This window comes from Ruegeria sp. B10, from assembly GCF_056539825.1.
The window spans coordinates 113,864-140,049 of sequence record NZ_JBQFVP010000012.1 but is presented as its reverse complement, the minus strand read 5'-3'; the positions used below and the strand labels follow the sequence as shown (position 1 = coordinate 140,049).

Genomic DNA, 26,186 nt, shown 5'->3' with positions numbered 1-26,186 from the left:
GAAATAGCTACGTCGGCAACTTTGACGTTTCTAAAACTGGGCATTTGACCACATCATAATGATGGATGGATCATGGCCGGGTGGCTCGGTTTTGTAAGGTGAGACCTATCTTATCCGTGATACTGCTTCCGGCGCTTAGCTGGCTTTCTAGAGCGACCGCTTCCTGCGCAACGCTGCCGTTCGTGGTGCACCGTGTCGCAAACGCGGTGAACGGCAGCTGTGTGGCTGACTATGCCTTGTTTTGCCCAGCAGATTGCATTCATGGCAAATGCCGGCTTCGCCCGCAGAGCAGACTTTGATCGGAAGTCACTGAGCGTCAGCATTGAGCTCAAAAGACGAAAAAGATGATGAGCGCAGCGTTCGCCGCTCCAGGCGGGAAGCGGAAGTTCGCTGCGATTGCGACACAGGCTCTCGGCTATCCAAAAATCAGACATTACCTCTACGGTCTTGGTGTAAGCCATACTGCCAAGCTAGCTTGAAGGTTAGCCCTCCGTGCTTGCCGAAATTTTTCCCAAAACACCTCTAGGTTGTTGCTTTCTAGTGTTTTAATGAAGGCTTGTGGAACCCAGTTCCATGAGATCGGCGACAGTGATAAGCGCGAGATTCATTTTTCAAATTTCTTGGGGAATACAAATTGGTTGGGAATGAGTTTTCAAGAGCGGCACTTGCGTTGTGGCCGCATCAGCATGCAGCGCTCGACACAGTCGACAACTATTTTGCTTCTGGCAGCGCCCGTGCTTGTCTTGTCAATATGCCCACAGGTACTGGAAAAACTGGAGTTATGGCGGCAATCTCATGCCAACGCGCCCACGAGCAAGCGGTACTCGTCGTCTGCCCCTCAGCGGCGTTGGTCGAGCAACTGTCATCGCAGCTCAAGGACCGCTTCTGGGACAAGATTGGTGCAGCCCCAGAATGGAAGCCTGACGAAGTTTGGACAATTTTACCAAGCAACATCGAGAAGCTCACGAAAGACCTAGACACCCATAACGGTAAACGGATCATTTTGGTCGGAACTGTTCAGGCCATCCAGCAGGTCTACGCCAACGGCCAGATAGGGCAACTACATGGCCGTGTCGGCACGATATTGTTTGACGAGGGGCATCGCGAACCAGCGCCTAGCTGGGCACGTGTCGTTCGCGGATTTTGTGTGCCGACGGTACTATTTAGTGCCACGCCTTTTCGAGGCGATCTGAAAATCTTCGATGTTGATGACGACCATATTCATTTTCTTAGCTTTTCCGACGCGGTTGATCAGGGTGTCATACGAGATGTCGAAATTGACGAACAGGAGTTGCCCGTTTCAATTGACGACTATGCTATTGAGCTAGTTGCAAGGGTCGATGCGCTTGTTGCCAATGGGCGCTTCTCAGCGGCGAACAAAGTAATAGTGCGATGTGATCGGGAGGAATCGGTTCGGGAAATGCATGAGGCACTAAATGTTGCGCTCGCAGGCCGCACCGACGGAGTCGTCGCGATCCACAACAACTTCCCCGATCGGCCTGATGATGGGATTCTCAAAAAAGTACCTCGGAATCTTTCAGAACAACCTGAACGCTTTCTTATTCACCAGTTTATGCTGATTGAAGGCATCGACGACCCACTTTGTACGGTCCTTGCGCTTTACGAGCCATTCACGAACACGCGCATGTTGGTCCAACAGATTGGAAGGCTAATCCGCCATCCAGGACCTATCGGCGGGCCAATACCAAAGGCCTATGTTCTTGCGTCCAGCGGTCACAATGTGGCTGACGATTGGAATAGTTTTCTTTCTTTTGACAACGCTTCGAAAGAGAATGGAAATAAGCCATACGTGCGCAACGACGCAACGGTTTTGGAAAACCTGATTGCTGCCCTTCCTACTCTCGATTACGTGATGGGACGCTTCCGAGAAAGGCCTGACCTAGACGACCCGAATCTCCATGACGACCTGCGCTTCCCGAGCGCGGCAGTCGCATTTTCGATCGAACAAGACCTCAATTTGGATGACCTCCAAGCGGACATCCAAGCCGAATTGTCCAACAATGATCGATATCAGGTGTTAAACGGCCAAACCGCTGACGGTCTTTGCCGGTATCATGTCACGCTCCGACTAACTCCGTCACCTTTCTTGTCGGGAAGCCTTTTCCAATCACCCAGCCTTGAAGCGACGATCTATGCGAAAAAGAACGGCCGACTTTTCTTTTTCGACAGTGCCGGACTTTGGATAAATGAACTGGAAGGCATCGGCCCACGCATCAATGCAAAAGCCTTGCGCGCACTTTTGCCCGACGGTCAGTACAACAATATTTCGTTCATGAGCGTAAAAAATACAGATCTTGGGCCGCTGGCACTACGATCCCGCAGCCTGTCCGCACGCTCACTTGATCGATCGGGTGTGTTTATGGGAGAGCATCTCAATGTTGTGACACGTGCTAGCGGCTACATACACGCTGAAAACACCCAGGACGGTACTCGTAGATCTGTTGGTTTTACCAGATCGCGTGTACGTGACGGCAAAGGAAATGACCTTACACCGCAGCAGTACTCGGATTGGTGTGATGTAGTTGCTTCGGAACTTGAAGCTGCCACACAAGCGGCTTCTATCTTCTCTCGGTTCGCGGCTCCCGACATGGTTCCCGCTGACCCGACGCCACTCAATATCCTTGTCGACATGGCTGAGCTAGACGATCAGTTCGTTGCAAAGGGACAGACCGCCGCTGTCACCATAGAGGATCTATGCGTTGAAGTTGAAGAAGACAAAGATCAAAAAGCGCCAGCGCCGTTCCGTTTCACCCTACGCATAGATGGAGAGGACCACTCTGTGTGGATAGGCTGGAACGCTAAAAAGGGAAAATACTGGCTCATTTCTCCAAGCCTCAGTCGAATCAAAACCAAAGACAACCCGAAGATCTCTCTAACCCGCCGCCTGAATCAGTTGCAGCCTTTTCGCATAATCACACGCGATTTAGTCCACACCTATGTTAGTGGCGACTTTTACAGAATTGATCTCGACCTACGTGACTCCAAAGGAGCGTCGAAGTTGGTGCTCGATCTAATCAAGACAATCCCTGGTCTTAACAAAGTGACTTCAGAAAAAGGCGAATTAACCAAAGGCCATGTCGATACTTGGAAAGAGGGCTCGCTATTCGAATTAATCGATAAGTCGCTTCGGCCCGATCGCGGACCTCATCTTTTCGGACGGAGTTTTCCGGACTTAGTGTGCGACGATCTGCAGGACGAAGTCGGCGATTTTCTTGGGTTGGACGAGATGTCCCCAATTCCTGCAGCGATTGTGGTCGCGGGGAAGTGGAAAAAGGGAAAACCAGGCGTGTCAGCTTCAGCCTTCTATGATGTTTGCGCCCAGGGCCTTAAGAATCTCGCATATATGAAAAGCGACGGGGCCGCACTTCCGGGGAGCGAGACGCGGTTTGACGGGCGTTGGAAACTGTCTAAGGCTAAATCAGACATTACCCAGACAGTCGATCGCAAGCGTCATGGTAGAGGATCGAAAGCCTTTCGTAAGGCATTCCAGCGGTTGCGTACGAGCCCAACCACGGACAGAGAGATTTGGCTGGTTTGTTCAGGCGGCATGCTTTCGCTCAAAAAGCTCGAAGAGGAGTTCAATAAGCCGCAACCTGAACCCCACGTGCTTCAATTCTATCACTTAGTTCTCTCTACATACTCCGCATGCCAGTCGGTTGGCGTCCGCCTCCGGATTTTTTGTGCTGAATAGCATCAGACTGCTTTGTGCAAATTTTCGTCAGCGTATTTGGAAAACGCATAGCGAACGGAATACCGTTTTGCCGCAAAGCCTCCAGCGGCAGCTTTTCTTGGCGCAACGCAGCATTCCAGGGATGTACCAATGACCTGTTTAGGCCGATTGTTTACGTTGAAGCCTGCGGCCCGTCTGTTTGGTTCGTCCGCAAAGCAGTTGTTCTAGGAACTGGAAGTTTGGGGCAGCTTTGATCTCCAACCGACGATTGGGTCAGCGGCTCTTAGGCGGCTGAAGCACAAACGGTTTAACCATACAGCTGGACGCATTCTCGAAAGAGATTGAAGCTTACTGGAAGACGTTTAACGGTTGGACTAGTCTACATTGAATAGGACAATAATGGACGCAAAAGGACGATTGGTGCGATTCCAAAACACGGAATCACATAGATAAATCAAATACTTGAAATGAAAAGAGAACTTCGTCGGGGGTAATAAAGGGGGTATTGAAGTAAGTGGGGTATGATTTTAGTGATTAAATTGAGATGCTTAACGTACTTTACCGATTCCGCCCCCGGCACCATTCGCAATAGATAAGCTACTGGTTCCCTTCGGCTTTAACTGGAGTTGACCAAGGACGTAGTACATGCTGGAGAACAAAACCGTTCCCTTCTCATTTGTGAAAGCAGGGGGCTTGTACTTCACACGGCGGGTCCCGAAGGACCTCGATCACCACTATACCACCAGAAAAATATCGTTCTCGCTGCGGACAAGATCAGCGGCGTCCGCAAAGTCCCGAGCGCAAAGAACTTCTCAGCAATTGGATGATCACTGGTATCGCCTACGTATCCAAGACGTAGACCTACCGGGTAAGCATCTTCTGAGGATGACCGCCCTCTCTGGACGAGAAGAGACCAGGTCCAATCGGATCCATGAAACCCTCGACTCTATGACTTGTTGTATTCCAAATATCGGGGAAGCTTACCCTCTGGGCCGGCGAAGGCCGCAGTGTCCAGTAATCTGCGGCCAGTGTTTTCAGGGGTGACTTGCGACGAAATCCAGACCGATATCAAGGCAGGGTGCGCTGTGGGTGATCCAGCCCATGGAAATCAGATCAACCCCGGTTTCAGCGACAGCGCGCACGCTGTCAGGTGTGATCCCGCCCGAGGCTTCGGCGATAGCTCTCCCATCAATCATACCCACTGCCTCGCGCAATGTGGTCGGGGTCATGTTGTCGAGCAGCACGGCATCGGCACCGATCTCCAAAACCTGCTCCAACTGCGCGAGTGTATCGACCTCGATCTCTATCTTGACCATATGGCCGACCGTTTGTTTCGCGCTTGTCAGGGCTGGGCCGACGCCTCCGGCGATGGCGACATGGTTGTCTTTGATGAGCACCGCATCGCTTAGGGAATAGCGGTGGTTCATGCCTCCACCCGCGCGCACGGCGTATTTTTCCAGCGCGCGCAGACCCGGGGTTGTCTTGCGGGTGCAGGCGATTGAGGCGCGCGTGCCTTCGACACGGCGCACAAGATCAGCGGTCGCGCTGGCAATGCCCGAGAGGTGACCCATGAAATTGAGCGCGGTTCGTTCAGCGATCAACAGGCTGCGGGACGGCCCTTGGAAAGTTGCGATCGGCGTACCGCTCGCAACCGAGTCTCCGTCGTTCACATGGCGGGTCACCGTGATGGCCGGATCAACCAAGGCGCAGGCAAGTTCCGCACAGTCGAGACCGGCGATACAACCGGGTTGGCGGGCGCAGGCCACAACCTCGGATCGGTGATCCGACGGAATTACGGCGGCAGAGGTGACATCGCCCGCCAAGCCAAGATCTTCATCCAGAGCGCGCCGGATCATCGGCTCAAACATCGTGCGCGGCAACGGGGTTAGGGGCATGGCGGTCATGGGTCAGGCTGTCCTCAGCTGGGGTTCTTGGTCGACCGAACCCGCATGCGACAGGATTTCGGTCAGGTTCATCAGGGTTGATCGCGGATTAGTCTCTGGCTCAGGGAAGTCGCTACGATAGTGCCCGCCGCAGGAGCCTCGGCGCTTTTCGGCGAAAACTGCGATTGCAAGCGCCACGAGGGCCGGGTCCGAGGCAGGCCCGCACGACCGAACCAGCGGCAAAAGGTTCGAGATCGCGTTCCGCATCCCGGCCCCATGCCGGATCACACCCAGATGCCCCGACATCATCGGCCGGACAGCGCCGGGATCGGGATCAGGCAACGCAGCGGGGTTGGGGACAAAAGCCCGGTCTCGCATCTTGCTGGCCGCAACATCGCTGGCGGCGCGACGAGCCATTACAACAGCCTCAAGCAGAGAGCTACTGGCAAGGCGATTGGCCCCGTGCAAACCGGTCGCCGCACATTCACCGATCGCCCAAAACCCGGGCAGCGTGCTCTGGCCGGTCTGGCCAACGGCAATGCCACCCATGTGGTAGTGCGCAGCCGGGCGTATCGGAATCGGGTCGTGCGCGGGGTCGATACCTTGGGCCGCGCACAAGGCCTGAATGCCAGGAAACCGTTCAGCAAAGCCCGCACCCAGCGCGGCACGAGCGTCAAGAAACGCGCGCCCTCCGCCTGCGATGACCTGATGCACAGCGCGGGCCACCACGTCCCGTGGGGCCAGTTCGGCATCCGCGATATGTGCCATGAACCGCTTGCCATTCTGGTCGATCAGAGTTGCCCCCTCGCCCCGCACCGCCTCGCTGATCAGGTCCAAAGGTGCTTGGTCAGTCGCCAGTGCGGTCGGGTGAAATTGCACGAATTCCATATCGCGCAGAGCTGCGCCTGCACGTGCGGCCATCGCCGAACCTTGCCCGAAATTGCCGGACGGGTTGGTGCTGGCGTCGAAAAGACCCCCGCAGCCACCTGTCGCCATGATGACCTGAGCTGTCCGCAATACGGCCGCTTGACCCATCGCTTGCAGATGAACACCAGCAACGCACCCGTCGGCGGTTACAAGACGCCGGGCTTCGACGCCCGTTAAGCAGGTGATCGAGGGGCAATGCTGCACCGCGCGGATCAGAGCGGACATGATCTCGGCCCCTGTCCGGTCACCGCCGATATGCAGAATGCGGCGGCGGGAATGCGCGGCCTCGCGCGCAAGGGCAAATGTGCCATCCTGCGCCCTGTCAAAGCGAACGCCGTATCGCTCAAGCATTGCGATCGCCTCGGCGGCCTCTGACAGGATCCCCGAGGCGACAGTTGCATCGCACAGCCCATCTCCGGCCCGCAGCGTATCAGCCAGATGCCGGGTCGGATCGTCATCTGCGCCCAGCGCGGCAGCAATCCCCCCTTGCGCCCAAGCGCTCGAGCATTCCTGCCCCAGCCCGGCGCGAGTGATCAGCACCACAGGCTGCAGCGCCAGTTCCAGTGCAGCCACCAGCCCTGCGATACCGCCACCGATGATGGCGATCCGGTCATGGAGCCTCTCAAGCCGGATCATTTCACGGCCAGCATCCGCTCGACCGAACGGCGCGCATCGTCGGCGATGGCGGGATCGACGGTGACTTCGTGGCGACCCAATTCCAGCGCTTTTCGGATATTGCCCAAACTGATGCGCTTCATATGCGGGCACAAATTGCACGGACGCACAAACTCCACATCTGGGTGGTTCAGTGCCACGTTGTCGCTCATGGAGCATTCGGTCAGAAGGCAAACCCTTGCCGGTTTCTTGTCGCCGACGAAGTCCGACATCACGGCGGTAGAGCCTGAGAAATCCGCCTCGGCCACGACCTCGGGTGGACATTCCGGGTGGGCCAGCACCGTGACACCCGGCCATGCCTCGCGCATAGCCCGAATGTCGTCCGGGGTGAACAGCTCATGCACCTCGCAATGCCCGTGCCAGGCGATCAGTTCAACATCGGTCTCTTTGGCGACGTTCTTGGCAAGGTACTCATCCGGTATCATCAACACGCGCGGCACCCCGAGGGATTCCACCACTTTCACCGCGTTGCCCGAGGTGCAGCAGATATCTGAGGCAGCCTTCACCGCAGCCGATGTGTTGACATAGGTGATCACCGGCACACCAGGATGGGCTTCGCGCAGCAGCGCGATGTCTTCGGGCGTGATGGAATCCGCCAGCGAACATCCCGCCCCCATATCGGGGATCAGCACGGTCTTCTCCGGGTTCAGCAGCTTGGCGGTTTCCGCCATGAAATGCACGCCCGCCAGCACGATGACATCGGCGTCGACTTCAACGGCTTCGCGCGCCAGGGCCAGGCTGTCGCCTACGATATCGGCCACGCCGTGAAAGATCTCGGGCGTTTGGTAATTGTGCGCAAGGATGACGGCATTCTGCTGCCGCTTCAGGTCGAGGATGGCTTCCAGATCCTCTTCGTACTGCATCCATTCGGCTGGCGGAATGACTTGCTTAACCCGATCGTACAACTCTGGCAGGCGGAAATCTTTCATCGGCTCCTCCAATTATACTCGATTCGAGTACATTTGAGCCGTGATTATTCTCGATTCGAGATTATGTCAAGCGCAACTCAGGATTTGGACAGAGGCAGCCTTGCGCCCGACAGCATGCGGGCCTCAAGAATAGCAGGTCGATATCGGAACAGGCGCGCCGGACGACCACCGGTGCCGCTCGAGATTTCGCCTGTTTCTTCAACAAGTTCCTGCTGGTCGATCTGGCGGCGGAAATTGGGTTTGTGCAAGTGCAGACCCGACAGCGCCTCGACCGTGCGCTGCAATTGAAGCAGGGTAAAGCTTTCGGGCATTAGCTCGAACACGACCGGAGAGTATTTGATCTTGGCCCGTAGCCGCGAAATGCCAGTGGCAAGGATGCGGCGGTTGTCGCCCGCCATGGGCAAGCCAAACTCGGGCACATCGACCAGACCGGCCTCATACATCAGCTCATAGCGCTGCAGAACCAGTTCCTCGTTCCACGTCTTTCCGTTCAGACCGAACAGATAATCGACACGCTGTGCCTTAAGCGGGTCCACCCCCGCCCAAGCTGTGAGGCGATCGGCGATGCGCGGCACTTCTTCGGGGATGCTGTCGCGATGATCTTCCCACGGGAAGTACCGGTACCAACTTCGCCAGGACGGGCGCCCTGCCCCGGCTGCATCCTGTTCGCGCACCAGCCCTAGATAGCTGATCGAGATCCGCTGCGAGGTTTCTACATCCCCAGACCGAGGATCGCGATCCCTGTCCGCAAAGGTATAAAGCTGTTCGAGATACCCCACGGGATGGCCGGTCTGCGCTTCAATCCAAGCACGCAGGCTGCTCTGTAGGCTGCGATGAGAAGATTCGAACGGCCCCGATGGCAGCGCCTCACCGCCCCGCAAGGTCATGACACGCGGCTGGTTGTCGGTCACGGCGACAAGGATTGCGATCAGTTCGGCAGGGGCTAGTCCGCTGGGCAAGAAGATACCTGTGTATTGCGCAATGCCAATCATTGACATCGTGTTTGATTTCTAACCCAGATTTCAAACCTTTGCTTGAGGAAAATGCCATAGTGCCAACACCGACCTCAAAATGAGGTTTTCGCCGTTGATTGAAGGCATTTCCGGCATTTGCAGTGGCGACCCCGGCAGGATTCGAACCTGCAACCTGCCCCTTAGGAGGGGGCTGCTCTATCCAGTTGAGCCACGGGGCCGTGCAAAGCCCTCTCTACCTTTGTTTTTTCGGCTTGTCATGGGGTTTACTGTGGGTTTGCTGTAGGCGTGCTGAACAGTTGTAAACTGCACGGTGTTTACGCTAGCATCAGATAAAACAACAACGCAGGTGCCCTCAGTGAACACAGAAACAAAACGCCCGCTTACCCTTCGCGATGTCTCTGAGGCCTCTGGGGTATCCGAGATGACGGTCAGCCGGGTCCTGCGCAATCGGGGCGATGTGTCGGATGCGACGCGCACCCGCGTTTTGGCCGCCGCGAAAGAACTGGGCTATGTGCCCAACAAGATCGCGGGCGCGCTGGCCTCAAGCCGGGTCAATCTGGTCGCGGTGATCATTCCATCCCTGTCCAACATGGTCTTTCCCGAGGTTCTGACCGGCATCAATCAAGTGCTAGAGGACACCGATCTGCAGCCTGTGGTCGGGGTGACCGACTACCTGCCTGAGAAAGAGGAAAAAGTGCTGTATGAGATGCTCTCCTGGCGGCCCTCGGGGGTGATTATTGCCGGGCTGGAGCATACCGACGCGGCGCGGGCGATGCTGGATTCCGCCGGAATTCCAGTGGTTGAGATCATGGATACCGATGGCAAACCGGTTGATGCGATGGTCGGGATCTCGCATCGTCGCGCCGGGCGCGAAATGGCTCAGGCGATCCTGAAAGCGGGCTATGAACATATCGGCTTCATGGGCACCAAGATGCCTCTGGACCACAGGGCACGGAAACGGTTCGAAGGCTTCACCGAGGTTATGGGCAAGCACGGGATCGAGATTGAGGATCGGGAATTTTATTCCGGCGGCTCGGCTCTGGCCAAGGGACGCGAGATGACGCAAGCCATGCTGGAACGCTCACCCGATCTGGATTTCCTATATTATTCCAATGACATGATCGGCGCTGGGGGATTGTTGTACCTACTAGAGCAAGGCATCGACATTCCCGGTCAGATCGGCTTGGCGGGTTTCAACAATGTCGAGCTTCTGCAGGGCCTGCCCCGCAAACTGGCGACGATGGATGCCTGCCGACTTGAGATCGGACAGCAAGCGGCCAAGATCATCGCCACGCAGCTTGACGATCCGAATGCCGAGATCGAGACCCGCGTGACTCTGACCCCCAAGGTCAACTTTGGGGACACGCTAAAACGGCGCTGATATCGTGGCGGCGAAACGGCTAGACAATCGCACGGCGCGGGCGATCTTCATGGATCGCCACGCGCTGGCCGAGGCACCTTCGGGCGGGTCTAAGGGCACCGATCTGCTGGATCTGATCCAGAGGCTGGGCTTCGTTCAACTCGACAGCATCAATACGGTGGCGCGCGCGCATGACATGATCCTGTTCTCGCGCAGGCCCAGCTATCGCAGCGGGAACCTCAAACGTTTGTACGAACGTGACCGGGCGCTGTTTGAACACTGGACCCACGATGCCGCCGTCATTCCGATGGAGTATTACGCGCATTGGCATCTGCGGTTTCAGCGCGATGCGGATCTGCTGAAATCGCGGTGGAAGAACTGGCGTCGGGATGGGTTTGAGCAGCAGTTCGAAACGGTTCTGAGCCATATCCGCGATCATGGGCCAGTGTCCTCGTCCGACGTGGGGAAGGATGAAAAGAAGGGCTCTGGCGGGTGGTGGGATTGGCACCCGTCCAAGACCGCGCTTGAGTATCTGTGGCGCTCGGGCGCGCTGACCGTTGTCGGGCGGGAGGGGTTTCAGAAACGCTATGATCTGACCGAGCGGGTGATCGAAACTCATCTCTGCCCCGGTCAGCGACCCTATGACGCCGAGGCGACGGTTGATTGGCTTTGCAATGCGGCGCTGGACCGGCTTGGCTTTGCCACTTCGGGTGAGCTGGCCGCGTTTTGGGATACCGTTAGCGCGGCTGAGGCTAAGGCCTGGTGCGCCCAAGGGTTGCAATCAGGCGCACTGGAGGAGATCGAAATCGCTTGCGTCGACGGGCGCGTGCGCAAACTGTTTGCCCGCCCCGGTCTGACCGATGGTGCGGCCGATCTGCCCGCACCAACAGGCCGCATCCGGGTTCTCAGCCCGTTCGATCCGATGCTGAGAGACCGGAACCGGGCCGAGCGGCTGTTTGGTTTTCACTACCGGATCGAGGTCTTCGTTCCTGAACCCAAGCGGACCTATGGCTACTATGTTTTCCCGCTGCTGGAAGGCGACAAGCTGATTGGCCGGATCGACATGAAAGCCCATCGCGACGAAGGCGTTCTGCGCGTCAAAGCCCTCTGGCCGGAGCGCGCGATACGCTGGTCGGATGCGCGCAAGCGACGACTGGATTCCGAATTGGACAGACTGCGCCGGTTTGCCGGTCTTGATACGGTCGAATTTGCCAATGACTGGCTGAAAGAGCCTAAATAGACTCTATTCTGCGTCCGTCAGGGTCAGATGAATGGGCTCCAACCCATCTATCCCACCTTCGATCTCATCCCCTGCAGCAACCGGACCTACCCCGGCGGGGGTTCCTGTCAGGATCACATCGCCGGGACGCAAGTGATAGAAACCGGACAGGTGGCAGATGATCCCATCAATTTTCCAGATCAACTCATGCAAAGTCGCGTCTTGCCTAACCTCGGCGTTGACGTTCAGGTGAATGCGCTTGTTGTCCTCTGGGGACCACTCGGCGGCTCGGGTCAAAGGCGCAAAGACAGCGCCGTTCTCCACATCCTTGCCCAGATCCCAAGGGCGCTGTTTGTTGCGTTCGCGAATCTGCAGATCGCGACGGGTCATATCCAGCGCACAGCCGTAGCCGTAGACTGCCTCCCACGCCTCTGCAGGGGTGGCGCGGAACACGGGGCGACCGATGGCGACGGCCAACTCCATTTCATGATGGTAGTTTTCGGTGCCCGGCGGGTAGGGCACGCTGGCTCCGGTCAGAATGGCGTTTGCGGGCGACTTGGTGAAATAGAACGGCGCCTCGCGGTCTACCTCGTGACCCATTTCAGCGGCATGCGCCGCATAGTTGCGCCCAACGCAGAAAATCCGACCAATGGGATAGGTCGCCTGCTCGCCGATCACGGGGATCGAGATTGGTGCGGGTAGAGAAAACAGATACGGCATGGCGATCCCCTGAGTGTTGCGCCGCGCAGCTTATCGTCTGGCACGCAACTGGCAAGCCGTAGCTATGCGCCGGTTCACGCCGACATCTGCGGCGTGATCTGGCGCAAAGCCGCCCAATTCCTTCCGCGGCGCATCTGGGCGTATGAATCCCTTGGAAACAGGTAAAATCGCGCTAGATCGCGTAGTAGATTTGAGAATTGATGGCACCCCCACCACCTGCCCGGCACAGAAGTTCTGCCGGAAAGATCAATACGACTGAAATGACCTGAAGATACCTCTTGCGGACGCCTCAACATGTCGGCATTGGGACGTGAACGTATCGGAGACGGCAGGCGAAGACACCCATCCCCCTGGGAGTTTCGCCCGTGTTAGACCCTGTTTCAGGGCTGACGCGCCTTCCGACACGTGGGCCGGGCCGTCGGGTAAGACGACACGCAACGGCCTTGGGCCAGGCACAGAATCCAACCCAGGTCTGGCCACCCCGTCGGAGAATTCCCCCTACCTTCTCCGGCGGGGTTTTGATTCAGAGGGTTACTCTTCGAACTCTTTCAGCTCGTTGAGGATATCAAGAAGCGTTTCATGCTTTTCGGGACCAAGATGCGCGCGCATGCGATCGGCCTGTTGAACAATCCCCGTCAGGTTGTCCTGAATGATCTGTTCGCCCTTCGCGGTGATCTCGACGATCTGACGTCGTCGATCTTTGGGGTGACAGCGGCGCTTGATAAGGCCCTTGTCTTCCAGTTTTTGCAGGATGCGCGTCAGGCTTGGCAACAACAGGCAGGCCCGTTCCGAGATATCCGTGGGCTCACTTGCACCTTCTTCTTTCAGAAGGCGCAGCACGCGCCACTGCTGCTCGGTCACCCCGGCATCAATCAGCAGTTTGCGAATAGGACCCATCACCCGTTCACGGGCGCGCAACAACGCGATGGGAAGGGATCGCGACACCAAGGGGAGTTGATCGGACATGCTGAATCATCGCCGAAAAAGCGGAAGGTCTCAAGCCGTCCTGAGAGGAAAGGTCTATAAGGCACTGATAAATATCAGTTTAAAGCTGCTAGTGGCAAGCTACACCCGCATCGCCTCGGCGGCTTTTGCATATCCACCCGAAGCCCCATCCACGAAATGAACATGATCGTCCCGCATGGCTGAGGGGACGAAGCAGGTCATCATCGCCTCATCCTGTACGTGCAGGCCGTAGCGGATTTTGCCGCGACCGCGGGCTTCATCCAGCATACGCTGGAGGCGGTCCAACGTGGCAGGGTCGCAGTCCAGCGTCATTTTCAGGCCATCGTCAAATTTGCGGTAATCTGCGTTTTGGCTGACCATCCGCCGATAGTGACCGGGTTCGAACTGCCCAAGCCGCTTGCCCGTCATAAACAAAAGGGCGATCAACAGGTTCTGCCCGAGCAGCTTCAGTTTTTGCGCAAACAGATTGCTCCCTGCGCGCGAGACATGCGCATCCAAACCTACGTCCGGCGGCGGCCATGTCATCGGAGGTCCGTTTTCCGGAACCGGATGCCCCGAACGATCCAGTTCGGCGGCCATGGTGACAACAGATTGCGCCAGATCCGCAAAATCCCGCTCGGTCGCCTGAACCGTCGGCTGCACCACGACCGAAACGATCTGACCATGCTGCGCAGGACTGTTGGACCAGCGGCAGGACAGGCCGGTCAGGTTTGGCTGCGCGCTGGGCGCGGCGGGCTCGACCGAATAGTGCCCGGATTTCATCTGCGCCTCGGCCCAGGCCAGGCCTCCGCCCGAGAACATGGCGTAGTCCACCCCGGTGGATGGGGCATAGCGCGCCACCCTCAGGTCTTTTCCAGCCTTGCGCAACTCGGCCACCGGAACGAGGGCCGCGCGCAACGGCATCTCAAACTCCTCTTCGGCCCAGCGCCGCAGGGTTGCCAACGCTCCAGCCGCGATATCCGCCGCACTGGGTGGCACGGCGAAGCCTGCCCCATCGCCACCAAAGACATAAGGAAAAGGTTTGTTTTCCAAAGCGTTGATCATGGCTGAGATCACCGCAGCACCGACCATGTTGACGGTTTTATACCGTCCCTGGGCGATCTGCGCGGTTGAATCCACAATGTCGGCAACACCCACAACCCAATCGTCCGGAACCGAGGCAAACTGCGCCGGGTCCGACAGAAGGGTAAAATCGCGCCAAAGCGGCAGGGACTCGTAAAAATCTGAATGGAGGTCTTTCATCGTCCCCCCTTTGTTCCAATTGGGGGTTAAGCTAGCCCGAATGTGTTCGCTGTCCTCCCCTTGCAACATAGTACACGTGCTTGTGCGTTTTGCCACGGCGTGCCAATCAGGGCGGTGGAAATGCGCAGGAAAGGGCCGTTCATGCAGGCAGGTTTGGTTGTACTATGTCTGGCTTATGTCCTGAGCCAGTTTTTTCGCGCGTTCCTTGCCGTTCTCAGCCTTGATCTGGCGCGTGATATCGGTGCCTCGCCCGAGGATCTGGCCTTTGCTTCGGGCCTTTGGTTTCTGGTCTTTGCAGCGATGCAGCTGCCGGTGGGCTGGGCGCTGGATCGTATTGGACCACGGCTCAGCGCATCCGTCCTGCTGCTGATAGGCGGGGCTGGAGGGGCGCTTGTTTTTGCCGCCGCCAGCAGCCCGCTGCATGTCAGCATTGCGATGGCTCTGATCGGCATTGGCTGTTCACCGGTTCTGATGGCCTCGTACTTCATCTTTGCACGCGAGTATCCTCCGGCTCGGTTTGCTACGCTGGCGGCGCTGATGCTGGGCGTCGGGTCGGTTGGCAATCTGGTTGCGTCCTACCCAACGGCGCTTGCGGTCGAATTGATGGGCTGGCGCGCCACGATGGTTGGGTTGGCGGTTCTGTCCGCCGCCATCGCCTTGGGCATCTGGTTCAGCGTGCGTGATCCGAAAAAGGTCGAGACCGACCACAAAGGATCTTTGCTGGACTTGCTGAAAGAGCCTGCCTTGTGGCTCATCCTGCCCTTGATGCTGGTCTCTTACGCTCCGGCGGCTGCACTGCGCGGGCTTTGGGCGGGGCCATACCTGAACGATGTGTTCAGCCTGACCACCACGCAGATCGGCACGGCCACGCTGGTAATGGGAACCGCGATGATCGCGGGGACTTTTGTCTACGGCCCGTTGGACCGCCTTTTGGGCACCCGCAAATGGGTGATTGTCGGCGGCAATGTCCTCTGCGCGGTCGCGCTTGGTCTTTTGTGCCTGTGGGTCGATAGCGCTGTCTGGGTGTCGGTCGTGATGTTGTCGCTGATCGGGTTTCTGGGCGCGAGCTTTCCAGTCATCATGGCCCATGGCCGAGCCTTCATCCCGCCGCATCTGACTGGGCGCGGCGTGACCTTGTTGAACCTTTTCGGCATCGGCGGCGTAGGGCTTGCGCAATTTGCCACCGGGCAGATTCACGCCGCTTTTTCCGACGTCAGCCCCACGGCTCCGTACACGGCGATATTCGGCTTTTTTGCGGTGACCCTTGCCATTGGATGCGTGATCTATCTATTCAGCCGGGATAGCGTCGACTGACGCAACGATCAGGAGAGCCCGGTGAAAGACCCCGTCGTCATTGCCCCCAATCTCAAACGCAGGCTTTCGGGCGTGACGGCAACGATTGCGCGACTGGTCCCTTTGCAGGCGCAACACATCGACATCGCCGCCACCGGGCCGGGGCTGCCCGCCGACATTCCGCATATCCCGCTGGGCCGCCTGCCCTTCCTGTCCCGTCGCACGCTGCGGGTCTGGCATGCGCGCCGCAATACCGAGATGCTGCTGGGCCTGATCCTGCGTAACGTGTTCCGGTTGAAGCTGAAACTGCTGTTCACCAGTGCCTCTCAACGAGCGCATACGGGCTATACCAAATGGCTGATCGACAAGATGGATGCGATTGTTGCGACCTCGCGCAAGACCGCGGGCTATCTGGACCGAGACGCGCAGGTGATCATGCATGGTATCAACCTGGACGATTTTACACCACCTCAGGACAAAGCCGCCCTCTGTGCGCGGCTTGGGCTACCAGATGGCCTGCTGCTGGGCTGCTACGGCCGCATCCGCCATCAAAAAGGCACGGATGCTTTTGTCGACGCCATGATTGATCTCTGCGCGCGATCTAAGGACGTCTCGGGCATCGTCATGGGCCGCGCGACTGAAAAACACACGGCCTTTCTGGTCGAACTGAAAGACAAGGTCGCCAAGGCGGGCCTGTCGGACCGTATCCTCTTCATGCCCGAGGTGACGGTCGATCAGATTGCCGAATGGTATCAGGTACTGGACCTGTTCATCGCCCCCCAACGGTGGGAGGGTTTCGGCCTCACCCCGCTTGAGGCGATGGCCTGCGGTGTGCCCGTTGTCGCAACCGATGTCGGCGCGTTTTCCGAGATCGTGAGCGACCCGTCTCTGGGCCGGGTGGTGACCCCGGGTGACATCCCGGCACTGGCCGATGCGGCGGCGGAAATGTTGGAAAATCGTGATTCCCTGTCTCAGGCCGGACAGGCCGCCCGCACCCATGTCGAGCAGAATTTCGACATCAACGGCGAGGCACAGACCCTCGTGGCCCTCTACAAGCGCCTGCTGAGCGCGTGAAGCGCCTCAAATCGGCGTCATTCGTTAAAATACATTGCGAAAGCTCTTTTGTCCCGACGGCAACGCGGCTATGAACGCGCGTCCTTAACTTTGGAGACATGAAATGGGCTATCGCGTCGTCGTCGTCGGCGCCACAGGTAATGTGGGCCGCGAAATGCTGAACATCCTGGCGGAACGCCAGTTCCCCGTGGACGAAATTGCCGTGCTGGCAAGCCGTCGTTCGCTGGGTACTGAGGTGACATTTGGCGACAAGACACTCACGACCAAAGACCTGGACACCTTTGATTTCACCGGCTGGGATATGGCCCTGTTCGCCGTCGGCTCTGCCGCGACCAAGGATTATGCGCCCAAGGCCGCTGCGGCGGGCTGCGTGGTGATCGACAATTCGTCGCTCTATCGCTACGACCCCGAGATCCCGCTGATCGTGCCCGAGTGCAACCCGCAGGCGATCCACGACTACAAGAACAAGAACATCATCGCCAACCCCAACTGCTCGACCGCGCAAATGGTCGTCGCGTTGAAGCCGCTGCATGACCGCGCCAAGATCAAACGCGTTGTCGTCTCGACCTACCAGTCGGTCTCCGGTGCTGGCAAAGAGGGTATGGACGAGCTCTGGGAACAGACCAAAGCCGTCTACAACCCGATCAACGAGGTTGAGCCCAAGAAGTTCCAGAAGCAGATCGCCTTCAACGTCATCCCTCAGATCGACGTCTTCATGGAAGACGGTTCGACCAAGGAAGAGTGGAAGATGGTTGTCGAGACCAAGAAGATCGTCGATCCGTCGATCAAGGTCACGGCCACCTGCGTCCGCGTGCCTGTGTTCGTTGGCCACTCCGAGGCTGTGAACATCGAGTTCGAGGAATTCCTGGACGAAGACGAAGCCCGCGATATCCTGCGCGAAGCACCGGGCATCATGGTGATCGACAAGCGTGAGGCCGGCGGCTACGTCTCGCCCACTGAATGCGTTGGCGATTTCGCGACCTTCATCAGCCGCATCCGTCAGGACTCGACCGTTGAGAACGGTATTAACCTGTGGTGCGTCTCGGACAACCTGCGCAAGGGTGCCGCCCTGAACGCGGTCCAGATCGCCGAGCTTCTGGGCCGTGAGGTTCTGAAAAAGGGCTAATCCCTGACCTGATATTGTTCGCAAGGGGCCGTTTCGTCAGAAGCGGCCTTTTTTCTTTGCGTGTTTCGAAATGGTCCCGCTCAAGACGAAGGACAGACACAGCAATCCGTGCTAAGTTGTGCCCATAGCCTTAAGAAAACCACCCAAAGGGTTTCACGATGCGCATTTTCTCTGTTCCTTTCATAATACTCACCGCTCTTTCTCCGCTGTCCGCGAAATCACAGGAGATCGCCGATACGATCTATTCCGGCGGTCCCATTCTAACGATCAATGATGACCAGCCCTCGGCCGAGGCGGTCGCGGTCCGGGATGGCCGCATTCTGGCGGTTGGATCGCTTGCCGATATGGCCGCGCATCAAGGCGATGGGACCACAGCATTTGATCTGGCAGGGCGCGCCATGCTGCCTGGATTTGTCGACAGCCACGGGCACGTTGTGATGGGCGGGCTGCAAGCCTTGTCGGCCAACATGCTGGCACCTCCGGACGGAGAGGTGACAGACATCGCCAGCCTTCAGGCCACTCTGACAGCTTGGGCCGAGGCAAATTCCGACGCCGTGGAAAACGCGAACATGATCATTGGCTTTGGGTATGACAATGCGCAACTGGCCGAATTGCGGCATCCCACGCGCCAGGATCTGGACGCCGTTTCCACCACCACACCGGTCGTGATCATCCACCAATCCGGACATTTGGGTGTGGGCAACTCAAAGGCGCTGGAACTGGCGGGCATCACGGCCGAATCCGAGGCACCGCCCGGCGGCGTTGTCCAGCGGGATGAAAACGGAGAACCCAACGGCGTATTAGAAGAATACGCGTTTTTTGCCTTGTTAGTGCCTCTTCTTGGCGATCTGGGCGAAGACGGTCTGGCTGAATTTGCCCGCGCCGGCAGCGCGCTTTGGGCGCGGTTCGGATACACCACGGGGCAAGAGGGCCGATCGTCCGGTGAGATCGTCGAGGTGCTGAAAAAGGTTGGAGCCAATGGAGAACTGCCCATTGACGTGGTTGCCTTTCCCGACGTTCTAGAGGCGCAGGACTACATTGGCAGCAATGTCTCAGAGGATTACACGAACAGGGTCCGCGTCGGCGGCTGCAAGCTAACTATTGATGGCTCGCCCCAGGGGTTCACGGCACTGCGCGACCGTCCCTACTACGACCCGGTCGGCTCTTACCCTGCAGGCTATGCCGGCTATTCCGCGATCACGATGGATCAGCTTCAGGGCGCAGTGAACTGGTGCTATGAGAACGGCATTCAGATCCTGGTGCATTCGAATGGCGAAGGCGCATCGGATATGCTGATCGCCGCTCTGGAAGAAGCCCAAATGAAATACGGCGACCCCGGAAACCGCCCGGTTCTGATCCATGGCCAGTTTCTGCGCGAGGATCAGGTCGCCAGTTTCAAGCGCTTGGGTGTATTCCCGTCGGTCTTTCCTATGCACACGTTCTACTGGGGAGACTGGCATCGCGACCATACCGTCGGCCCGATCAACGGTGAGAACATCTCGCCAACCGGATGGATACGAGAGCGTGAAATGATGTTCGGAACGCATCACGATGCGCCGGTCGCTTTGCCCGACAGCATGCGTGTTCTGGCCGCGACAGTGACGCGGCGCACCCGGTCAGGCGACATCCTTGGACCGCATCAACGTGTCGATGTCATGACCGCGCTCAAGGCCATGACAATTTGGCCCGCATGGCAGCATTTCGAAGAGGATCAGAAGGGCTCGATCGAAGTTGGGAAGGTCGCCGACTTCGTCATCCTTTCGGACGATCCGACGGTGGTGGACCCGGAAACCCTGGCCGAGCTTCAGGTTCTGGTGACCGTTAAGAACGATACAGTTGTCTACGAGGCTGAAAAAGGCATCCGAGAAGGAAAGCTGGACGTCTCACCCTTTTCTAGCGATCCGGTTGTGGCACATACCTTCCTGCACGCGATTTATCAGGGGATGAAGGTCGAACAGCCTTGGCTGGCGACGGAGCCAAAACGCAATTAAAGGGCGTTTCCGAGGATAGGGCTATCCCTGCCCTTCCACCAAAACCTTGAGGTTCATCAGACCACGCTCATAGTCAGGGCCTAGCCAGCGGTCCATCATTACCCCCATCCAACGAGACATAGGATTCATGCCCAACTCGGATTCGAAGCCCCATGTAACCTGCGTCTGATCCCCATCGGGCTGCAGGAGGAATGCGGCTGTGGCTGTTCCCATCGGTCCGAAATCAAGCGCGGTCTGGACGCTTTGGTTTTCGACGCTCGCCACGATCTCTTGCGATCCGGTGCCGACCTGCGGGTCGTCAGAGCTCCAGTTCAAAATATTCCCAACCCCCGACTCTGGCCCGGAATAGGTCAGCTTGGTCTCGGGGTCCCGGTGCAACCAGGGTGACCAATGCTCGGTCTGCTGCATCGAGTTCACATAGGGAAAAATCACCTCAGGCGCGGCGTTGATGGTGATACTGCGGGATACATCAGCTTTTGAGGGCAGCAGGTACGCAATGCCGACCAGTGCCAGTACAAGAACGATCAGGCCAAGAAAAACGCGTTTAATCAATTTCATAATATGCTCCAAAGGGTAATTCCCTTGTCCGGAGCATATCATAGAAAATTGGACGGAACCGCCGCTTACCGCGATGCTAGGGTGTTAGACCGGAACGAACTTTTTCTGATAGGGATCGAAACACTCCAACCCGCCCGCGCCGATATCTGTCCAAAGCCCGTGCAGGCTGAGCGTGTCGGTCTTGACCGCCTCAGACACAAACGGGAAGGTCATCAGGTTTTCCAGCGAGGCAACGACGGCCTGACGTTCAAACTGGCGGGCCTGCTCGACGCCATCCTCGATATCCGCGACCTGTTCATACTTGGGCTTGAGGATATCCATCCAACGGCCAACAAAGCTTTCTTTTGCTTCCAGCTGCGGAGCTTCACCCTTGCACATGTCGATACAGCCCTGCACCCCACCGCATTGCGAATGACCAAGCACGATCAGATGCGCCACTTTCAACGCGGTCACCGCATATTCGATGGCTGCACTGGTCCCGTGGTGATCCCCATCCGGAGCGTAAGGCGGCACCAGGTTGGCAATGTTGCGGTGAATGAAGAACTCGCCCTGATCGGCACCGAAGATCGCGGTCACATGAACCCGGCTGTCGCAACAGCAAATCACCATCGCACGTGGGCGCTGCCCCTCATCCGCCAAACGCCGATACCAGACCTGATTTTCGGAATAGGTCGTCGCTTTCCAGCCGTGATACCGTTTCACCAGATAGGTCGGCAAAGGTTTGGCTAAATCCATTTCGGCATTCCCGTCTTTCGTTGCGTAGGCTGCTGTAAACCGAATTCAAGAAAAATTCGAGCCATTATCCAAATTCATCGCAAGGTTTTGCAAAGGAATTGACAGCAAGGATCAATGCCACGCCGTGGGGGCGATTAAACTAGGGTGAATGTGGTGGAAAACATACTCAGGCTTGAACACAAGGAAACCGTGCGACTGGATCCGGATCGCCTCAGCGGGCTGTACCGGCAATTGGGCGACAAGAACGCGTTGGACGTGCTGTGCCGCACGGTCGAGGAGCTGGCCGTGCGCTTGTCGAATTGCGAACGGCACTGGCGGCAGCGCGATTGGGAGGCCTTGCGCAAATGCGCCAAATCGCTGGTGGCAATCGCCGATCAAATCGGAATGACGGCGCTGGCGCGGGTTGCGAACGATGTCACCGGCGCCGTAGATGCGGGCGATGCGGTTGCAGCAGGTGCAACGCTGGGGCGGTTGATCCGGGTTGGAGAGCGCTCTCTGACTGCGATCTGGGATCAGCAGGACCTTTCGGTGTGACGGGGGTTGCGGGCAGGCCGCAGGCGGATAGTCTGGTCGCAAATTCACTCAGCCCGAGACGCCTATGACCCTCAGCTTTGCCCAACCCTCTGACAACTCTGTGCCCCTGCATGTGGTGGCGCAACCTGATCTGGACGATTGGCTGGCCGGTCAGTCCGATCACATCCGGAATTGGGTTGCCGCGAACGGGTTCAAAGGCGCGTTGGGTCAGGTCCTGACGGTGCCAAGCACGGACGGCGGTGCTGGGTTTGCGCTGGCCGGATACGGGACCGAGGGCAAGCGCGCCCGCAAGCGGTTCCCTCTGGCCGCTGCGGCGGATGCGCTGCCCGAAGGCAGCTACCACATCGCGGCCGGCGTCCCGGCGGAACATCTGGAGATGGAGTGTCTGGGCTGGTTGCTGACCGGCTACGCCTTTGATCGCTATGCGCCTCAATCCGCCGCCAAGGCGTGTCTGGTAGCTCCTGAGGGGGTTGATGCCGCGCGGTTAGAGGTACTGGCAAATGCCGAGGCGCTGACCCGCGATCTGGTCAACACGCCAGCCTCCGATATGGGGCCGGATCAACTGCAAGCGGCAGCCGAGGCGTTGGCGGACGAATTCGGAGCCACGTGCAAAACGATCACCGGCGACGCGTTGCTGGAACAGAATTTCCCGTTGATCCATACGGTTGGGCGAGCCGCAGATCAGGCCCCTCGCCTGATCGAGATGAATTGGGGCGCGACCGGGCCGATGCTGACGCTCGTCGGCAAGGGTGTGTGTTTCGATACCGGCGGGCTGAACCTGAAACCGGGCGCGTCGATGGGGCTGATGAAAAAGGATATGGGCGGGGCCGCCAATGTGCTGGGTCTGGCCCGGATGATCATGGCGTTGAACCTGCCGCTACAGCTGCGGGTGCTGATCCCGGCGGTCGAGAATGCGGTCGCAGGCAACGCCTTCCGCCCCGGCGATATCCTGACCTCTCGCAAGGGTTTGACTGTCGAGATCAACAACACCGATGCCGAGGGGCGCTTGGTTCTGGCCGATGCGCTGGCGTTGGCGGATGAGGGGAAACCGGCTCTCGTGATCTCGATGGCTACTCTTACCGGCGCAGCGCGCGTGGCCGTTGGGCCCGATCTGGCGCCGTTCTACACCGATGACGACTGCGCCGCCGGGGCGCTGAGCAAAGCTGCCGCCCAAGCCGCTGATCCAGTCTGGCGCATGCCCTTCCACACACCCTATGAGACTATGATCGAACCTGGCATTGCCGATCTGGACAACGCGCCCTCGGGCGGGTTCGCGGGGTCGATCACCGCAGCCCTGTTCCTGCGCCGATTTGTTGAAGACAGCAATTACATGCATTTTGACATCTATTCCTGGCAGCCCAGCAAGCAACCGGGTCGCAGCAAGGGAGGTCTGGGGCAAGGCCCACGCGCCCTACTGACCGCACTGCCCGAGATTTTGGGCCTATGACCCACCTACGCGTCTTGGACCCGGTCGTTGACCTGCTGCGTAGCCCTGATGGCCCGCGCGATCGTCAGTTGCTGTTCGGAGACACAGTACAGCTTGCAGAGCAGAAAAACGGGTGGAGTCGTGTCAAGGCTGACAAGGATGGCTATGTCGGATGGGTTCGCTCGGCCCAATTGGGGCCGCAACAGACCACGACCCATAGGATTGTTGCACCTGCCACACATGCCTATGAACAGGCGGATATGAAAACCCGCGATCTGACCTCGCTAAGCTTCGGAAGTTTCGTACACGCCCTCTCCCAAGCGGACAGATTTGTTGAAACTGAGCTGGGATTCATCCCAAAAACCCACACGGCCCCGATTGCCGAATTGAACCGTGATCCTGTCGCTGTGGCCGAGTTGTTTCTAGGCACACCCTATCTGTGGGGCGGCAACAGTCGGTTCGGGATCGACTGTTCTGGGCTGGTTCAGGTGGGGTTGCTGGCCTGCGGTATGGCGTGTCCCGGCGACAGCGGCGATCAGGAAAAGGCCCTTGGTATCACTCTGCCCGAAGGATCAGAGGCCAAACGCGGCGATCTGTTGTTTTGGAAAGGCCATGTCGCATGGGTTTCCGGGCCGAATATGCTGTTGCATGCCAACGCGCATCATATGGCAGTCGCGTATGAATCCTTGGATCACGCCATCACGCGCATTCAGGCGCAAGGCGACGGGCCTGTGACGGCCCATAAAAGGCTCTAATCCGGGGAAACTGAGCGGATCAGCTTGCGCTCCAATACCCGCAAGACCGTGCGCAGGTCATGGCCGCGTTTCAGAATCCGTCCGTCCATCCCCACAACGGAATACATCCCCTGCTTTTGGCGCAGACGGGGGTGCTTCTCGATCCGGTAGATCGGATGCTCGGCGGTCCGTCGGAAGATCGAAAAAATCGCCATGTCGCGCAGGTTGGAAATTCCGTAGTCGCGCCATTCTCCGGCGGCGACCATCTTACCATAGACGGACAGGATATGGGACATCTCGCGCCGGTCGAACGCGACGGGCATCTGGGCCGAGTTTGTTGGGAACCGGCTGGGAGGCTGCATGTTCATACCCCAAGCCTTGCCGGAAAACGCGGCTGAATCAAGCCCGATGCGCAAGCGGGCCACAATTCGTCAACGGGTGTTACCGCCGTCCGACTTGTCGACATATCAAGATCACAGGCAGTAACCCAACGGCCAGAATGACCAAGGATGGTACCGCCGCCCCCTCGAGCCGCTCGTCCGAGGCCAGCCGGTAGGCCTGCACTGCCAACGTGTCAAAGTTGAAAGGGCGCATGATCAGCGTTGCGGGCAATTCCTTCATCACGTCGACAAAGACGATCAACAGGGCCGTCAACAATGAGGGCGTCAGGATCGGCAAATGCACCCGCCTTAGCGTGCCCAGAGGCGTTTGCCCCAAGGACCGGGCTGCGGCGTCCATATTGGCGTGAACCGTACTCTGCCCGCCTTCATAGGCACTTAGGGCTGCCGCAAGGAACCGCACCATATATGCCGCCACCAGCAGCCAGATGGACCCGGTCACCAGCAGGCCCGTCGATACATCAAACGTCGCGCGCATCCACGCGTCCAACGAATTGTCAAAGCTGGCAAAAGGCACCAGCAGACCAACGGCGATCACCCCGCCCGGCACCGCATAGCCTAGCCGCGCGATATAGCCCGCGATGGTCGAGGGCCGCCCCGGTCTCAAGCGCTGAAAGAACCCAACGCTGACGGCCGCAATAACGGTAATGACAGCAGCCGTCCCGGCGAGGATAAGCGAATTCTGAATGAAGCCGAGGTAGCGAGGCGACAGTAGGTTCTGCTCAGACTTCAACCCCATCTCGAACAGAACAACCACCGGCAGCAGGAACCCAAAAAACACGGGAATGGCGCAGAGGGCAAAAGCCCCAATCGCGCGCCATCCAGTCAGTTGCGCTGCGGGCAGAGCCGCATGTTGCTTGCCCGCCTGATAATACTTGGCCTTGCCGCGCCGCGTGCGTTCAGCCACAGCCAATACAAGCGCGAAGGTCAGCAAGCAAAAGGCCAGTTGCGCAGCCCCGGCGCGATCACCCAGCGAAAACCAACTGGTATAAATGCCCGTGGCGAAGGTCTGGACACCGAAATACGAGACGGTTCCGAAATCGGCGATAGTCTCCATGATCGCCAGAAGAACGCCTCCGGCAATGGCAGGACGCGCCATCGGCAGCGAGACCCGCCGAAACGCCAGCCAGGGGCTGTTTCCCAACGCCCGTGCCGCCAGAAACGCGGTGGCGCTTTGCTGCAGGAACGCCGCCCGCGCCAACAGGTAGACGTAGGGGTAAAGCACCAGCGTCAGCATCACCGCCGCGCCCTCGGTCGAGCGGATTTCGGGGAACCAGTAGTCGCGCGGCCCCCAGCCCGTCACATCGCGCAGCGTGGCCTGCACGATACCGGGATGGTCCAATATGAACGTGTAGGCATAGGCCAGAACGTAGGCCGGGAAGGCCAATGGCAGGACCAGCGCGATCTCCAACAGGCGCACCCCGGGGAACCGCGTCATCGTCACCAGCCAAGCGGCTCCGGTCCCGATGCTGAACGTGCCCACGGCCACCAGAACCACCAATATGGCGGTGGTCATCGTGTAGCGGGGCAGCACGGTTTCTGCGAGATGCGAGATGGTTTCCGTGCCACCGGTCAGCGCCGCCAGAACCACCGCGACCATTGGCAACAGACAGGCCGCCGCCACGACATAGGCAATACCCGCCAAAAGCCGCGTGCCACGCACACCGCGGTTTCGTGATCCATTTTCAGAATATTCGATCTGGGCCATTTTCCGGGCTTGTAGGTGGCGAG

General features: G+C 58.3%; 22 protein-coding genes and 1 tRNA gene. 11 read left to right on the top strand and 12 right to left on the bottom strand.

All coding sequences use genetic code 11. From position 1 onward, the window contains the following. The first annotated feature begins 634 nt into the window (after window positions 1-634). A complete protein-coding gene (locus ACR0J4_RS17260) occupies window positions 635-3,712 on the top strand; it encodes a DEAD/DEAH box helicase family protein (protein WP_170643470.1) in 3,078 nt (1,025 codons plus the stop codon). Window positions 3,713-4,336: 624 nt separating this feature from the next. Beyond that, complete coding sequence (locus tag ACR0J4_RS17255) at window positions 4,337-4,735, top strand: DUF6538 domain-containing protein (RefSeq protein WP_480542705.1); 399 nt, start codon at window positions 4,337-4,339, stop codon at window positions 4,733-4,735. Here the strand turns inward: ACR0J4_RS17255 and nadC are convergent. The 5 genes from nadC to ACR0J4_RS17230 all read right to left on the bottom strand — a co-directional run bounded on the left by nadC (window position 4,726) and on the right by ACR0J4_RS17230 (window position 9,297). Then, the gene (gene nadC, locus ACR0J4_RS17250; protein ID WP_480668748.1) at window positions 4,726-5,595 is read right to left on the bottom strand and encodes a carboxylating nicotinate-nucleotide diphosphorylase; all 870 of its coding nucleotides are present in this window, start codon (window positions 5,593-5,595) and stop codon (window positions 4,726-4,728) included. The genes ACR0J4_RS17255 and nadC overlap by 10 nt on opposite strands. 3 nt (window positions 5,596-5,598) lie before the next feature. Then, the gene (locus tag ACR0J4_RS17245) at window positions 5,599-7,137 is read right to left on the bottom strand and encodes an L-aspartate oxidase (protein WP_170643469.1); all 1,539 of its coding nucleotides are present in this window, start codon (window positions 7,135-7,137) and stop codon (window positions 5,599-5,601) included. Then, window positions 7,134-8,105 carry a quinolinate synthase NadA gene (nadA, locus tag ACR0J4_RS17240; RefSeq protein ID WP_170643468.1) on the bottom strand — a complete coding sequence of 324 codons (972 nt, stop codon included), beginning with the start codon at window positions 8,103-8,105 and terminating at the stop codon, window positions 7,134-7,136. The genes ACR0J4_RS17245 and nadA overlap by 4 nt, the downstream gene beginning before the upstream one ends. Before the next feature lie 77 nt (window positions 8,106-8,182). Further along, a complete protein-coding gene (locus ACR0J4_RS17235) occupies window positions 8,183-9,097 on the bottom strand; it encodes an NUDIX hydrolase (RefSeq protein ID WP_475217201.1) in 915 nt (304 codons plus the stop codon). A 123-nt stretch (window positions 9,098-9,220) separates the two neighbouring features. Next, window positions 9,221-9,297 (bottom strand) — tRNA-Arg (locus ACR0J4_RS17230). Window positions 9,298-9,434: 137 nt separating this feature from the next. Here ACR0J4_RS17230 and ACR0J4_RS17225 point away from each other — a divergent pair. Both ACR0J4_RS17225 and ACR0J4_RS17220 read left to right on the top strand, forming a co-directional pair. After that, on the top strand, window positions 9,435-10,460 hold the full coding sequence (locus tag ACR0J4_RS17225) for a LacI family DNA-binding transcriptional regulator (RefSeq protein WP_170380279.1): 1,026 nt from the start codon (window positions 9,435-9,437) through the stop codon (window positions 10,458-10,460). Window positions 10,461-10,464: 4 nt separating this feature from the next. After that, window positions 10,465-11,679, top strand: a complete 1,215-nt coding sequence (locus ACR0J4_RS17220) for a DNA glycosylase AlkZ-like family protein (RefSeq protein WP_170643467.1) — start codon at window positions 10,465-10,467, stop codon at window positions 11,677-11,679. Window positions 11,680-11,682: 3 nt separating this feature from the next. Here ACR0J4_RS17220 and ACR0J4_RS17215 read toward each other — a convergent pair whose 3' ends face one another. The 3 genes from ACR0J4_RS17215 to ACR0J4_RS17205 form a co-directional block, all read right to left on the bottom strand. After that, complete coding sequence (locus tag ACR0J4_RS17215) at window positions 11,683-12,378, bottom strand: fumarylacetoacetate hydrolase family protein (RefSeq protein ID WP_170643466.1); 696 nt, start codon at window positions 12,376-12,378, stop codon at window positions 11,683-11,685. 531 nt (window positions 12,379-12,909) lie between these two features. Next, a complete protein-coding gene (hpaR, locus tag ACR0J4_RS17210; RefSeq protein WP_170550645.1) occupies window positions 12,910-13,344 on the bottom strand; it encodes a homoprotocatechuate degradation operon regulator HpaR in 435 nt (144 codons plus the stop codon). A gap of 99 nt (window positions 13,345-13,443) precedes the next feature. Continuing rightward, a complete protein-coding gene (locus ACR0J4_RS17205) occupies window positions 13,444-14,586 on the bottom strand; it encodes a DUF3095 domain-containing protein (RefSeq protein ID WP_170643465.1) in 1,143 nt (380 codons plus the stop codon). Between the two features lie 141 nt (window positions 14,587-14,727). On the opposite strand from ACR0J4_RS17205, the gene ACR0J4_RS17200 reads away from it, so the two are divergent. From ACR0J4_RS17200 to ACR0J4_RS17185, 4 genes are all read left to right on the top strand, one after another. Next, window positions 14,728-15,900 carry an MFS transporter gene (locus ACR0J4_RS17200; protein WP_170643496.1) on the top strand — a complete coding sequence of 391 codons (1,173 nt, stop codon included), beginning with the start codon at window positions 14,728-14,730 and terminating at the stop codon, window positions 15,898-15,900. A 21-nt stretch (window positions 15,901-15,921) separates the two neighbouring features. Next, complete coding sequence (locus ACR0J4_RS17195) at window positions 15,922-16,953, top strand: glycosyltransferase family 4 protein (RefSeq protein ID WP_170643464.1); 1,032 nt, start codon at window positions 15,922-15,924, stop codon at window positions 16,951-16,953. 103 nt (window positions 16,954-17,056) lie between these two features. Then, entirely contained in the window at window positions 17,057-18,079 is a 1,023-nt protein-coding gene (locus ACR0J4_RS17190; protein ID WP_170380274.1) for an aspartate-semialdehyde dehydrogenase, read from the top strand. Window positions 18,080-18,237: 158 nt separating this feature from the next. Continuing rightward, entirely contained in the window at window positions 18,238-20,070 is a 1,833-nt protein-coding gene (locus ACR0J4_RS17185; protein WP_170643463.1) for an amidohydrolase, read from the top strand. 21 nt (window positions 20,071-20,091) lie between these two features. On the opposite strand, the gene ACR0J4_RS17180 is transcribed toward ACR0J4_RS17185, so the two are convergent. Together ACR0J4_RS17180 and ACR0J4_RS17175 are read right to left on the bottom strand one after the other, a co-directional pair. Next, the gene (locus ACR0J4_RS17180; protein WP_170643462.1) at window positions 20,092-20,628 is read right to left on the bottom strand and encodes an SRPBCC family protein; all 537 of its coding nucleotides are present in this window, start codon (window positions 20,626-20,628) and stop codon (window positions 20,092-20,094) included. Window positions 20,629-20,712: 84 nt separating this feature from the next. Next, a complete protein-coding gene (locus tag ACR0J4_RS17175; RefSeq protein WP_170470818.1) occupies window positions 20,713-21,363 on the bottom strand; it encodes a carbonic anhydrase in 651 nt (216 codons plus the stop codon). A 144-nt stretch (window positions 21,364-21,507) separates the two neighbouring features. On the opposite strand from ACR0J4_RS17175, the gene ACR0J4_RS17170 reads away from it, so the two are divergent. The 3 genes from ACR0J4_RS17170 (at window position 21,508) to ACR0J4_RS17160 (ending at window position 24,078) form a co-directional block, all read left to right on the top strand. Next, window positions 21,508-21,897: a hypothetical protein gene (locus ACR0J4_RS17170; protein WP_170550657.1), complete on the top strand. Its 390-nt coding sequence runs from the start codon at window positions 21,508-21,510 to the stop codon at window positions 21,895-21,897. 64 nt (window positions 21,898-21,961) lie between these two features. Continuing rightward, entirely contained in the window at window positions 21,962-23,344 is a 1,383-nt protein-coding gene (locus tag ACR0J4_RS17165) for a M17 family metallopeptidase (RefSeq protein ID WP_170643461.1), read from the top strand. Further along, a complete protein-coding gene (locus tag ACR0J4_RS17160) occupies window positions 23,341-24,078 on the top strand; it encodes an NlpC/P60 family protein (protein WP_170643460.1) in 738 nt (245 codons plus the stop codon). Before ACR0J4_RS17165 ends, ACR0J4_RS17160 begins: the two co-directional genes overlap by 4 nt. On the opposite strand, the gene ACR0J4_RS17155 is transcribed toward ACR0J4_RS17160, so the two are convergent. Then, window positions 24,075-24,425, bottom strand: coding sequence for a DUF2794 domain-containing protein (locus tag ACR0J4_RS17155; protein WP_170380289.1), 351 nt, complete (start codon window positions 24,423-24,425; stop codon window positions 24,075-24,077). The two genes, ACR0J4_RS17160 and ACR0J4_RS17155, sit on opposite strands and share 4 nt — an antisense overlap. A 73-nt stretch (window positions 24,426-24,498) precedes the next feature. Beyond that, window positions 24,499-26,163, bottom strand: a complete 1,665-nt coding sequence (locus ACR0J4_RS17150) for an ABC transporter permease (RefSeq protein WP_170643459.1) — start codon at window positions 26,161-26,163, stop codon at window positions 24,499-24,501. Window positions 26,164-26,186 lie beyond the last annotated feature (23 nt).